Annotated in this window: 10 protein-coding genes; 5 read left to right on the forward strand and 5 right to left on the reverse strand. The window is 67.8% G+C overall.

The window, feature by feature from the left end; all coding sequences use genetic code 11:
* Positions 1-6: 6 nt before the first annotated feature.
* Genes VFZ09_RS45215 through VFZ09_RS45225 form a run of 3 tightly spaced genes read right to left on the reverse strand, consistent with a single transcriptional unit; the run spans position 7 to position 2236 of the window.
* Positions 7-447, reverse strand: coding sequence for a CoA-binding protein (locus VFZ09_RS45215; RefSeq protein ID WP_329734050.1), 441 nt, complete (start codon positions 445-447; stop codon positions 7-9).
* Entirely contained in the window at positions 444-1349 is a 906-nt protein-coding gene (locus VFZ09_RS45220) for a hypothetical protein (RefSeq protein ID WP_329734051.1), read from the reverse strand. Before VFZ09_RS45220 ends, VFZ09_RS45215 begins: the two co-directional genes overlap by 4 nt.
* A gap of 50 nt (positions 1350-1399) precedes the next feature.
* A complete protein-coding gene (locus VFZ09_RS45225) occupies positions 1400-2236 on the reverse strand; it encodes a hypothetical protein (protein WP_329734052.1) in 837 nt (278 codons plus the stop codon).
* A gap of 104 nt (positions 2237-2340) precedes the next feature.
* Here VFZ09_RS45225 and VFZ09_RS45230 point away from each other — a divergent pair, with 104 nt between their 5' ends.
* Positions 2341-3180 (forward strand): DUF2381 family protein, encoded by an 840-nt coding sequence (locus tag VFZ09_RS45230; RefSeq protein WP_329734053.1) that lies wholly within the window; start codon positions 2341-2343, stop codon positions 3178-3180.
* Complete coding sequence (locus VFZ09_RS45235) at positions 3177-5030, forward strand: serine/threonine-protein kinase (RefSeq protein WP_329734054.1); 1854 nt, start codon at positions 3177-3179, stop codon at positions 5028-5030. The genes VFZ09_RS45230 and VFZ09_RS45235 overlap by 4 nt, the downstream gene beginning before the upstream one ends.
* Before the next feature lie 3405 nt (positions 5031-8435).
* Here the strand turns inward: VFZ09_RS45235 and VFZ09_RS45240 are convergent.
* Both VFZ09_RS45240 and VFZ09_RS45245 read right to left on the reverse strand, forming a co-directional pair.
* Positions 8436-8663, reverse strand: coding sequence for a hypothetical protein (locus VFZ09_RS45240; RefSeq protein ID WP_329734055.1), 228 nt, complete (start codon positions 8661-8663; stop codon positions 8436-8438).
* A gap of 153 nt (positions 8664-8816) precedes the next feature.
* Complete coding sequence (locus tag VFZ09_RS45245; RefSeq protein WP_329734056.1) at positions 8817-9137, reverse strand: DUF2795 domain-containing protein; 321 nt, start codon at positions 9135-9137, stop codon at positions 8817-8819.
* Between the two features lie 181 nt (positions 9138-9318).
* Here VFZ09_RS45245 and VFZ09_RS45250 point away from each other — a divergent pair, with 181 nt between their 5' ends.
* Genes VFZ09_RS45250 through VFZ09_RS45260 form a run of 3 tightly spaced genes read left to right on the forward strand, consistent with a single transcriptional unit; the run spans position 9319 to position 12146 of the window.
* A complete protein-coding gene (locus VFZ09_RS45250; protein WP_329734057.1) occupies positions 9319-10929 on the forward strand; it encodes a YiiX/YebB-like N1pC/P60 family cysteine hydrolase in 1611 nt (536 codons plus the stop codon).
* A 32-nt stretch (positions 10930-10961) separates the two neighbouring features.
* Positions 10962-11240 carry a hypothetical protein gene (locus VFZ09_RS45255; RefSeq protein WP_329734058.1) on the forward strand — a complete coding sequence of 93 codons (279 nt, stop codon included), beginning with the start codon at positions 10962-10964 and terminating at the stop codon, positions 11238-11240.
* Positions 11241-11291: 51 nt separating this feature from the next.
* Positions 11292-12146, forward strand: a complete 855-nt coding sequence (locus VFZ09_RS45260) for a transglutaminase-like domain-containing protein (protein ID WP_329734059.1) — start codon at positions 11292-11294, stop codon at positions 12144-12146.
* Positions 12147-12282 lie beyond the last annotated feature (136 nt).

Below are 12282 nucleotides of genomic sequence, written 5' to 3' on the forward strand. Positions count from 1 at the left end.
CGGAGCTCAGCGCCCGTAGCGGCGGTGGTCCACCATGAGGCAGCGGTCCTGCACCACCTGGATGCCGGCCCGGGCCAGCTTCTCGGCCGCCGCGTCGTTGCGGATGCCGGACTGGAACCAGACGGCCCTGGGCTTCTTGGCGAGGATGTCGTCCACGTGCTGGTCGATGTCCTGGGGCCGCCGGAACACGTCCACCAGGTCGAGCTCGCCCGGGATGTCCACCAGCCGCCGGAACACCGGCTTGCCGAGGATGTGCGTCACGTCCGGGTAGTAGACGGGCACCGGCACCACCTCCACGCCCGCGCCCGCCAGGTACTGCGGCACGTAGAAGGCCGGCTGGCCCTGCTGCTGCTCCGTCTTGATGCCCAGCACCGCCACGCGCTTGCTGGCCTGCACCACCGCGCGAATGCCCGCCTCGTCCTCGATGAGGTTCTGCTCGTAGCTCATCTCCGCTCCTCCTCGGGCGCCTGCGGCGACTCCAGCTGCGACTTCGCCGCCCACGTCCAGGTCTCTCCGTCCAACGTCGCCCGCAAGGTGAGCCCGCGCCGTATCGGGAGGAAACGGCCTCTTCCGAGCAACTGTTCTCCCTCGCACTGAACCCCCGGCGTCAGCTCCGGGTTCCCCGCCTGGCTCAACGCCTCGAGCACCTGGGGGGAGGCGTCCGCTCCGGGAGCCTCCAGGCAGCGCAGGGAGAACAGCATCGCCTCGCCGTGCCCGGTGGGCACCGTCCCGCTGAAGGTGCGCTCCAGGAGGTACGTCACCTCGCGCCCGCCCAGGGGCACCGTGCCCACCACGTAGGAGCGTGCACCCGGCTCCCAGGCGCGTCCGTAGAGGCCGCCGTACTTCACGTCCCACTCGGCCCGGGTTCGGTTCTCCAGGGCCTCCGGGGCGAAGAAGCCCTCCAGCGGAGAGATGTCCTGCCCCGCCGGGGCCACCGCCGCGAGCGCCGCCAGCGCGGCCTCGGGCTCCACCAGACTCACGAAGGTTCCGTCCCCCGCGAGCCGCACGCGCAGGGGGAAGCGCGTGAGGACGTCATCCACCAACGTCTCCACCGGGGTGCCGTCTCGCGTGTAGCGCGCCTGCGTCACCCGCTGCGTGAGGAGCCAGCCGCCCTGCTCCGGGGTGAAGCGCGTCACGGTGGTCAGCTCCGCCTCCTGCGTGCTCAGGGCGCCGCTCCGTCCCACGGTGCTCTTCAAGGACTCGGTGAGGACCGTGTCAGCCGGAGGGCGGAACTCGAGCCGCGGGGAAGGCGGCGCACCCGTCTTGGGCACCAGCGAGGGAACGTTGCGGCTGCAGGCGCTGGCCAGGGCCACGAGGAGCAGCAGGACGCTCGAACGGAGAAGGCGCATGACGGCCACGCACGCTGGCAGAAAGCACCCGGGCTCGCGAGCGGTTCGTTTTACGGCGCGCGGGTGTCCAGTTCCCGTCGCGTGGGGATACGGATCAACCAGCGCATCTTCCGGCGACGATTGTAGCCCACGGAGTAAAGCTCGTTCCCAATGGAAACCACTGCTGGAGGCGGAGGCTCGGGTTGAGTCGCCAACCAGTTGTCCGCCTCCTCGCGGGTTGTGAAGGACTCGAGAGGCGGTGAGGTCCTGGCGGAGCGAAGACTCTCCAGGTACTCCTCGAAGCCATACTCCTCGCCCACGCGCATCACGAAGTCGAAGGAGATCTTGGCGGTCCTGATGGCCTCGAGATCCTCGGGTGAGGACATCCGCTTCTCCATCTGATGGAGGTCGTAGCAGGTTCTCTCGTAGAGCTTGAAGAGGCTGAACTTCGCGCCAGGGCTCGGTTTGGGTGGCTCCGGTGCGTTCTCGACTTCTTGCTCGGCCTCTTCCCCAGCCTCATCCACCTGCGTCACTTCCTCTGGGTGCGGAAGGAGGAGCAACTTCCGGTGGTGGAGAGCGCGTGCGTCAACGACGGTATAGAAGTCGTTCGCTGCCCTGACGAGGGCGCCGTGAGGCGGGGCAGGATGATTCAGCAGCCAGGTTTCCGCTGCCTCCTGGGTGGTGAACGACAGGAGGGGCGTCACGGGGGCGGTGTCGAAGCTCTCCACGAACGCCGCGAATTCACCTGTCTCGCCCCTGCCCTGGATGAAATACAGCGTGGTCCTGCACGCCTCGAGGGCGTCGACCTGGTCCGAGGTAGCGGCATGCCGTTCCACCTCGTGGAGCCGTGCCAGGGTCATCGTGATGAGATCGGTGACGCCCGTGACCGGGACCCGTTGGAACGCCATGACCTCATGAGTACTCCAAACCGAGGCAACGGCGGAAGTGGGTTTCTTCTTGCCCCCAGGAAAGCGCCTCCCCTACCCTGCGCGCCTGCCCTGTGAGTGCTCGCGTGCGCCCTGGTTCCTGGCTCCTCCTCGTCCTGTCGATCCTGCTCTCCGTCCCGGCCGCCGCACAGGTCCGGTTGAACTCGCCGTGGATCCGCCGGCGAATGCTCGTGCTCCCCCTCCATCCCGGGCAGGTGCCGCCGCTGGAGCTCCAGGTGCGCACGGGGGTGGCCTCGCTCCTCCTGTTCGAAGCACCCCTGAAGCCCGGAGCCGTGGCGCTCCCCGAGGAAGAGAAACGCCTCCAGTTCGTACCGATGGACGACGGCTCGCTGATCATCGTCCCCATCACGGACCTGCCCGAGGGGACGCAGGTGCCCCTCTCCGTGGAGACCGGGCCTGGAACCGAGCCGCTCCGTTTCGTGCTCGTCACACGGCCAGACTCGGTGGATCTCCAGGTGCGCGTGGTGAAGGGCGAGCCCTCCGCCGATGAGGCCGCCGTGTCGGCGCTGGCCAGGAGCCTCCTGTCCACCTCCGACGGCCGCGCCACGCTCGCCGTCCCCCAGCGCACGGTGGACCTCGAGACACGCGCCTCGCGGGGAGAGGCCGAGTCCGTGCTCTGGATGGAGCGGCGCTTCTTCGCCACGGTGGCCCTGCGCAGCCGCAAGAAGGGCGCCTCCCCGTGGAGCCTGGTCCAGGCGCGCCTGCGGGCGACGCTCGTGGACGGCGTCCTCCTGGAGTGGCCCGCCCACCTGCTCTCGGGAGAGGCGGGGCCGATACGTCAGCGCCACATCCTGACGGGTGTCCTCCCGGAGGGAGCCTCGCGGCTGGAACTGGCGCTGGACGGAGAGGACTCGCCTGGGACCTTCCAACCCCTTCCCCTCGAAGAAGCGCGGACGCCCCCATGAGCCCGCCACTGCATCCCCACCAGCTTCGCCCGGGGCACCACCTCCGGGACTTCCTCATCGTGCGCCGGTTGGGCGTCGGGGGGTTCTCCTTCGTCTTCCTGGTGGAGCGCGGGGGACGCCGCTGTTCATTGAAGATGGCGGCCCGGCCCGCCTCGAAGGAGGACGAGGATCGGGTCGACGACTGGATGCGCCGTGAGGTGGCCTCCCTGGAGCACCTGGAGCATCCCCACCTGTTGCCGGTGCTCGAGCGGGGCCGGTGGCCCGACCCGGAGGAGGGCTACGCCTATTTCGTCACTCCCCATGTCTCCGGACGCACCTTCCACGACTGGCGCTGGCGCGAGCGCGCCCCGCTGTATCGCGCCGTGGGCGAGCTGTGCGGGCTGTTGAAGACGCTCGAGGTGCTGCACGCACGCGGCATCTGCCACCGGGACGTGAAGGCGGAGAACCTGCTGGTGCGAGAGGGAGATGACGCCCTCTTCCTCATCGACTTCGGGACGGTCCACCTGCCGTGTGCGAGCGCGCTGACGGACGGGCTCGCGCCGGGGACGCTCCATTGTCAGCCCCCCGAGGCCGTCCTCTTCCTGGCGTCCCTGCTCTCGGCGGACGCGCCCCGGGACGCGCGGCTGGAGGCCCGTCCCACGGCGGACCTCTATGCCGTGGGCGTGTTGTTGTACGAAACCCTCACCAACTGCCGCCCCTTCAGCACCCGGGTGCCCTTGGAGCAATTGCTGGCGGCCATTGCCTCCACGCCGCCCCTGGAGCCCGGGTTGCTCGCGCCCGGTGCCCCCGCGTCATTGTGCGGACTGACCCTGCGCCTGCTGGCGAAGGACCCTACCCAGCGTCCTCCGAGCGCCCGGGCCGTCCGCGAGGAGTTGGAGCGGCTGCTCGGGGAAGAGGGACACACCGCGCCCTGGCGGACTCCGGCGCAGCGCCCCTCCGAGTGCGCGCGGGTACGGGAGCTGTTCCCGGGGGTAGACCTGCTGGAGGAGCCACGGGAGGAACTCGCGGAACCAGAGCCCTCCGGCCCTCCCCGGGAGAACGCTCCACCTGCTCGCACGGGGAGGAGGGGCAAGCGGCTGCGGCGTCTGGCCGCGCTGGCCCTCGGGATGGGAGTGCTCGGGATAGGGTGGATGCAGCTCCGCACGGAGCCCACCGCACCGGTCACTCCGGCGCATTCCGAGAAAGGAACACCGCCCATGCCGCCTCTCGCCACCGAAGCACCCGATACCTCCTCCATGCCGCCTCAGACGGGCTCGCACAGGTGCGCGCTGCTCACCAGCATTCTGGGAGCGGTCACCGCGCAACTGATCGGGTGCGCCACCACTCCCGTGCGGCCCGACCCCATCGGCTACCTCGCGAGCTGCGCCCCCGAGGCTCGTGCCACCCCTGTGAAGCTGGGCATCAAGCCCGACGAGCAGGGCTCCTTCATCGATCCGGAATCAGGCACTCCCGTGTCGGATGAATCCATCGAGGATGGAGGCGCCCTCAACCTCAAACCGGGTCCCATCAGTGCGTCCATGTTCGTGGAGATGAACGGCCAGGAGCTGTACCTGAAGATCACCGGCGAGGCGGTGACGATGCCCCACCGCGTCTACATCCAGTTCGACCGTCTCTACCTGTCGGACGGCACCACGTATCCCATCTGTGGCGTGGCCGTGGATGGCAAGCACCAGTACGGAATCCCCACGTACGCGAAGCTGCCCATGCATGGCGCCAAGGTGGACCCGGCGCGGGTGGACAAGAGCCCGGGCAGTGTGGTGCTCAATGATCCGCGCTTCGAGACGGTGTTGCAGGGACCCGAGGGCTACTACATGCCCCGCGTCAGCATGGCTCCGCCGGACTGGCGCTGAGCGGCTGGGCCCATGCCGAGGCAGCGGCGCTCCGCGCGCCGCGTGTCTCCGGAAGGGACACATGAATCCGAGAGCTGCTCACTTGCCGAAGTCGGGTATACAAAACCCGGGTTCGCTCTCGGAGAATCCGACACACTTGTCCCTCGGCCCACAGGAGCCCGGTGCGTCCGAGCATTGTCGCAGGCAGCGGCCTCTCATGCACGAAGAGCCATTGGGGCACGGTTGCGACTGGGAATCGCAGGCAAGCAGGCACTGCATCCGCACCTCATTTCGTGACGCTCGAGCCGAGATTTCGCATTGTTGACCTACCGGGCAGGGCTCGAGCTGACAATCTGGCCCATGCACCCGTGCGCAAATCGATACGCCGTGCTCCAATGCCACGCACCGCTGCCCCTCGGGGCAGGAGCGCCCCTCACACGTCGGCAGACATACGGAGCCCTTCGCATCCGCGGCATGACAGTATTGGCCCTCCGGACAACTCCGAGGCTCCTGAAGCTGGCAGGGACGGCGGCACTTCCTGTGGGTACACACCAGTCCTGGCGCGCACGCCATGCTCCGGGAGATGGGCAATTCCATGCACAACTTCCCCTCCGCCTCCTCACCGGGAGCACCACAAAGGCGCACCACGCGGTCACCCGCTGCGATGGAGTAGCAGGAAAGGCCCTGGCTGCAGTCCGCGTCTGTCGCGCAGGTGCTCGCCACACAGGCATGTTTCAGCATGAGCTGGCCGCGCAGGCAGACGAGCGGAGCGTCGCAGTCCTCATTCTTTTCGCAGGACCGCTCAAAGGTGAGCAACCGTCTTGTCTCGTCTGGAGGGAGCATGGGGACGAGTCTGCTCCCCTGCTTGTGCGCGACAGCGGCCCCATCCGAGCCGACCAGCAACAGCCTGTTCAAAACCCACATCAACGGGACCAGCAGCAGAAGGCCCGACCCAACGGCAAGCCACGCCCGCCACTTCACTTCCAGCCTCTCTTCTCCATCTCCTGCCTGCAGGCCTCCATGCAGTCATCGTAGTCGTCAGGCCCACACACGACATCGACGGCCGCAGGGCGGCAACGGTCACGGACCAGTCCGTTGAGCTGGTCCTTGAGGAGGGCTTGATGAAGGACTCCCGCATCTCCCCCCACCGGGCACCCTGTCTCCAGCGCCACCAACAATCCCCATGCCAACAGGTACGCGCGATTCATCGGACCACTCCCGGCCAAACCCCTTGGAGCCGTGAAGCATAGAGGCCGCAAGCCAGACGAGTCCACCCCAATGGTCAGACCGAGCACGTGTGAGCAGCCCCACTCCAATCGGGCGCCGGGCACCTCATGGCTCGACGTCGAAGATACACACGCCTGGGGCGCGCTCCGAGAATCCCGCGCACACCTCCATTGGACCGCACGAGCCAGGTGCATCCGAGGTGCAGCGCTGGCGGCACCTGCCCCCGATACACGACAAGCCCTCGGGGCATGAAGGTCCCTGCTTGTCACAAGGAAGCGCGCACTTCATCCATACCTGCCCCTGCGCCTTCCCGGCCGAGACGTCGCATACCTGATCCGCTGGACAGGGATTGAGCTGGCAATCCGTTCCATGCACCCGCGCGCACACTGAAACGCCATGGTTCAGCGCCACGCATCGTTCACCCCCGGCACAGGTCCGTCCCTCACAGGCCGGCAGACACACGGGGCCCTTCACATCCGCGGCACGGCAGAAATAGCCAGCGGGACAGCCCTGGGGCGCCTGCGGCGGACAGGGGCGGCGGCATCTCATCTGGGTACACACCAGACCCGGAGCGCACGCCCAGCTCCGCTCACGAGGGAGCTCCGTGCAGAACTCCCCCTCCGCGACTTCACCTGGCGCGCCACACATGCGCACCACGCGCTCGCCCACTGCGACGGAATAGCAGGAAAGGCCGCTGCCACAGTCCGCATCCGTTGCACAGGTGCTCGCCACGCAGGCCATCTTCCACTTCAACTGGCGAAGGCAGACGAGCGGAGCCTCGCAATCCTCATTCCCCGCACAAGACCTCGCGAAGGTGAGTAATCGGCTCGTCTCGTCCGGCGGAAGCATGGGGACGAGTCTGATCGCCTCATCTCTCGCAACGGGCACCTTCAGCTCACCGACCAGCAACCTGCTCGAGACCCAGATCAGTGGGAGCGGGAGCAGAAACGCCAGCAGGACAGCAAGCCGGGCGCGCCACTTCATTTCCGGTCCCTCTTGTTCATCTTATCGATGCATGCCGCCATGCAGTCATTGTATAACTCGTCCCCACACCGCTCCTGGATGTCCGCGGGTTGGCAACCGTCATGAGACAGTTCATTGGCGAGGTCCATGAGCATGGCCCGACGCAGCACTCCCGCCTCACCGCCCACGGGACACCCTGTCCCAAGCATCAGCATCCATGCAACCCCGTAGACGCGGTTCATCACCCTGCCCTCTCGAGCCCGAAGAAACCCGGAGCATACACCGCGAACTTCAAGAAAAGCCATCGCATGCCGGGAAAAACACCGCCGTGCCTGCCATGAAGCGATGCGCACGCGCATCACTCGTCGAGGTCGAGCATGCACAACCCGGGGTGATCCTCCCGTAGACCGGCGCATTCCTCCAGCGGCCCGCAGGCGCCCGGCGCATCCGAGGTGCATCGTTGGATGCATTGACCATTCAGGCACGAGAAGCCCTCGGGACATGAGCCTGACTGGGAATCACATTCAAGCAGACACCTCATCTTCACGGCATTTCGTGCTTCTCGAGCCGCAACATCGCACACCTGCCCCGCTGGACAGGGATTGAGCTGGCAATCCGTTCCATGGACCCGCGCGCAAATCGAGACCCCATGCTCCAGAGCGACGCATCGCTGCCCATCGGGGCAGGAACGCCCTTCGCAGGTCGGCAGACACACGGAGCCCTTCACATCCGCGGCGTGACAGGAATAACCCCGCGGGCAACTCCCTGGAGTCTCGGGTTGGCAGGGGCGGCGGCAAGACTTGTGCGTACAAACCAGGTCCGGCGCACATGCCATGTGACGAAAGCGGGGCAGTTCCATGCAGAACTCCCCTTCCGCGACCTCACCTGGCGCACCACAGAGGCGCACCACGCGTTCACCCGCTGCGATCGAGTAGCAGGAGAGGCCCTGGCCGCAGTCCGCATCCGTCGCGCAGGTGCTCGCCACACAGGCCTTCTTCAACATGAATTGATCGCGAAGACAGGCGAGCGGAGCGTCGCAGTCTTCATTCTTTTCGCAGGACCGCTTGAAGGTGAGCAACCGGCCCGTTTCGTCCGGTGGAAGAATGGGCACGAGCTTGCTGCCATGCTCGTACGTGACGGGCACATCCAATCCGCCAAGCAGCAGCCTGCTCGTGGCCCACATCAATGGGACTGGAAGCAGAAGGCCCAACGCCATGGCGAGCCACGCACGCCACCTCATTTCCAGCCTCTCTTCTCCCTCGCACTCAGGCAATCCGCCATGCACTCCTTGAACCTGGGTCCACACGCGGCTCGGAGCTCTTCCTCCGGGCAGTTGTCATGGGCCATCTCCTCGATCAGGTCCTTGAGCATGGCCTGACGCAGCACTCCCGCCTCACCGCCCACGGGGCACCCTGTCCCAAGCATCAGCACCAGCAGCCCTGCCGTCACGCGCACGCGGTTCATGCCCTGGCCCCCTGAGCCCGAAGGAACCCGGAGCCTACACAGCGGGCCGCGAGAGAAGCCATCACACGCCGGAAAACCACAGCGCCCGCGAGGACCGGCCTCTGGTGGCCGGCGCCCGCGAGCGCCTCGGCTGCTCAACACGGTCACCCGTGACTACGGATGCCGCTGGTTCCCATCCGGGGCGTTCTCCACCAGGTCCCGGCCGATGTTGCGCCGATCCCGATCCACCCCATCATCGTCGTAGTTGCGGCCTCCCAACGCGAAACGCCGCGCCGCCTCCGCCAGGTCTCTCATCACATCCTCGCGCGACGGGTACTCCTCCCGCGGCAGCGACTTGAGCACGTTGATGATGTCCGTGTACGCGCCGTTGTCCTCCGCTGCCGCGACGATCTGCTCGCGCGTGGCCGGGTAGTCCACGGAGTCCAGGTGGGGCGTGATGGAGAGTGCCGGGTTCTCCGCAAATCCGAATGCCATCTCGTGTCCTGTGCCTTTCCGCCCGGGCTTCCCTCTCCGCTCCCCGGGCCTCGGCTTCAAGCTGTGGACGGAATGTCTGGCGGGCTACCTCCTCCCCGCCCCCTCGTCCGTGTCTCCCGGGCAGCCTTCCGGCCAGGGCCAGGGTAGACTGCCGCTCCCCAGACATCCTCCGGGACTCCCGATGCTCCTCACCCCCCTGCTCGTCACCTGGCTGGCCCTCACTCCGCCTCCCGCCGCTCCCCCGCCCGCTCCCCAGGCTCCCGCGGCTCCGTCCTCCGACTCCGACGCCACCAGCGTCTACTCGCTCGACGACGGCGCCTTCGTGGACCAGGCGCTGAAGGACCTCGAGGCCCTCGAGCGCCACGCCCGGGGTCTGCGCGCCCTGCAGGAGCAGATTGCGAAGACGCGCGGCCTCTACACGCGCAAGCAGGACATCCCCTACACGCCGGACGAGAAGCGCACCCTGCTCACCACCTGGGCGGCCTTCTCCGACTACTTCGCCTCGCTCGAGCTCATCCGCCAGCGCTACTGGGACTTCGTCAAGCAGCCCTCCCCCACCCGGCCGGCGAAGCACGCCTGGGGCTTCCTGCTCACCCACGGCGCGCTCACCACGCAGCTGGCCCACGGGCTCACGTACGCGGAGCTCACCGGCGGCCGCAAGCAGCTCGAGGTCCTCCTGGACGAGCCCTCCGAGGAGTACGGCCTGCCCGCGCGCACCTTCGCCCGCTTCAAGGAGAAGGCCATCCACGTCTCCACCACCACCCAGCTCATGACGGGCGACACCTACGCCGGGCAGCTCCGGCCCCTGCTCAAGAAGACGGGCATCCTCAACGTGCGCCGCGCCGTGTGGCTCCTCCAGGAGATGCGGCTCAACTCCCAGGCCGCCCGGGGCAAGCTGCTCGAGCGCGGCCCCACCCTCTTCGCCAAGGCCGGCGCGGACGTGCTCAAGGACTTCACCGCCAGCGCCGTCTTCCCCGTGCAGCGCTCGGTGGCCGAGTGGATGGGCGACACCCGCGTCAAGCGCATCGGCCAGCCCCTCATCCGCCGCGAGCAGGCGCTCGCCCTCCTGGCCCACATGCAGCCGGGCGACATCCTCGTGGCCCGGCAGAACTGGTACCTCTCCAACATCGGCCTGCCCGGCTTCTGGCCCCATGCCGAGCTCTACGTGGGCACGCCCCAGGACTGGGCCACCTTCCTCGATGGCGACCCCGGCGTGCGCGACTGGCTCAAGACGCTGCCCGGCGCCCCCCAGACGCTCGCCCAGCACCTGGCGCGCGAGTACCCCGCCAGGTGGGCCTCCTACACCGCCCCGGACGGCCACGGCGACGCCATCCGCATCATCGAGTCCATCAGCGAGGGCGTCTCCTTCACCGGCCCCGAGCACGGCATGCACGTGGACTACCTCGGCGTCCTGCGCCCACGCCTGGCCCCCGTGGAGAAGGCCCGCGCCATCGCCCGCGCCTTCCACCTCCAGGGCCGGCCCTACGACTTCAACTTCGACTTCTTCTCCGACTCCACCCTCGTGTGCACCGAGCTCGTCTACAAGTCCTATGCCCCCTCCCAGGACATGCGGGGCGTGCGCATCGGCCTGGTGGACGTGGCCGGCCGCCGCACCCTGCCCGCCAACGAAATCGTCCGCCTCTTCGACTCCGAGTACGGCCAGCCCGGCCAGCAGCTCGATTTCGTTGCGTTCCTCGACGGCCGCGAGCAGGAGCGGGATGCGGTCCAGGGCGATATAGAGTCCTTCCGCCGCACCTGGCGCCGGGTGAAGTGGGACATCGCCCAGCAGTAGCCGAGACTCCAGGAGAGAGACGAAGGAGCCCCATGACGGAAGAGAGCGGACTCGAGATGCTGGAGATTGCCGGCAAGCTCTTCGAGCGGATGATTTCCCAGCAGCAGGCCAAGGTCCTCCGCCTGGCCCGCGAGGTGGTGCCCAACATCACCCCCGAGGAGCTGCGCAATCCCCACGACTTCCCGCAACTCAAGGAACACCCGACTTTCGAATTCGAAGATGGTCTCCTTTCGGGACTCATCTCCGCCCAGGTGGCGATGCGGGCGGAGCTCAAGGGCCGGCTGTTGCCCCCCGAACCCCCCAGGAGCTGACTGCCTGCCTGCCTTTGCCGTTCCCTCTTGCCTGGGTTAGTCCTTCCCGCCGTGAGCATCACCTCGACCTTGAGCCCGCCGGTATCCCGCGAACGCCTCCTCTCCGCGCTCGCGGCGGATCCGCCGCGGTTGGATCTGGCGGCGCTGGCCATCGCGACGCTCAACCGGCCGGAGCTGGACGCCTCGGCGTACCTGCACACCCTGGACGCGCTGGCGGCCCGGGTGCAGCTGGAGATGGAGCGGCACACCGGCCATGGCGAGGTGCTCGCCGGCCTCACCGCGCTGCGTCACGTGCTCGCGGACATCGAGGGCTTCCGAGGCAACGAGGAGGACTACCAGGCGCCGGAGAACAGCTTCCTGGACCAGGTGCTGGAGCGGAAGGTGGGCCTGCCCATCACCCTCTCCGTGGTGTACCTGGAGGTGGCGCGGCGCGCGGGCATTCCCCTCTACGGCGTGCCCTTCCCCGGGCACTTCCTGGTGGCCTGCAGCGCGGGGGACCACAAGCTGGTGGTGGACCCGTTCCACGGCGGGGAGATCCTCACCGAGGAGGGCTGCAAGGAGCTGCTGGAGCGCGTGGCGCCGCAGCTGCGCTTCAACCCCTCCATGCTGGCCCCGGCGCCGGTGGAGCTCATCACCTACCGGATGCTGTCCAACCTGCGCCGGGTGTACCTGGAGCGCGACGAGAGCGAGCGGGGCCTGGCGGTGGTGGACCTGCTGCTGATGCTGGCCCCCAACCATCCAGGCGAGCTGCGCACGCGGGCGGCCCTGCTCGCCAACCTGGGGGCCTACCGGGCGGCCCTCAAGGACGTGGAGCGCTGCCTGGAGCTGTCGCCCGAGGCGCCGGACCGGGCTCGGCTGGAGTTGACGGCCCGGGAGTTGCGCGAGCGCGCCGAGCTGTTGAACTGAAGGGCAGTCGATAAATCGCTCGCCAGCGGTGGAGCCAGAGGGGGCTGGATCAGGAGCCGCCGGGGGGAAGGAGCGAACCCAGCGCTCATGCGGTAGTGCGAAGCAGAGCCAGGCCGGTGTTCTTCTGGCAGAGGCA

The sequence above is a fragment of the Archangium sp. genome (assembly GCF_036277355.1).
Classification (GTDB): Bacteria; Myxococcota; Myxococcia; order Myxococcales; family Myxococcaceae; genus Archangium.

Coding starts and splice junctions, on each gene's coding strand:
- VFZ09_RS45250 (WP_329734057.1), top strand. CDS start 9,319: ATGCTCCTCACCCCCCTGCTCGTCACCTGGCTGGCCCTCACTCCGCCT.
- VFZ09_RS45255 (WP_329734058.1), top strand. CDS start 10,962: ATGACGGAAGAGAGCGGACTCGAGATGCTGGAGATTGCCGGCAAGCTC.
- VFZ09_RS45235 (WP_329734054.1), top strand. CDS start 3,177: ATGAGCCCGCCACTGCATCCCCACCAGCTTCGCCCGGGGCACCACCTC.
- VFZ09_RS45220 (WP_329734051.1), bottom strand. CDS start 1,349: ATGCGCCTTCTCCGTTCGAGCGTCCTGCTGCTCCTCGTGGCCCTGGCC.
- VFZ09_RS45240 (WP_329734055.1), bottom strand. CDS start 8,663: ATGAACCGCGTGCGCGTGACGGCAGGGCTGCTGGTGCTGATGCTTGGG.
- VFZ09_RS45215 (WP_329734050.1), bottom strand. CDS start 447: ATGAGCTACGAGCAGAACCTCATCGAGGACGAGGCGGGCATTCGCGCG.
- VFZ09_RS45245 (WP_329734056.1), bottom strand. CDS start 9,137: ATGGCATTCGGATTTGCGGAGAACCCGGCACTCTCCATCACGCCCCAC.
- VFZ09_RS45225 (WP_329734052.1), bottom strand. CDS start 2,236: ATGGCGTTCCAACGGGTCCCGGTCACGGGCGTCACCGATCTCATCACG.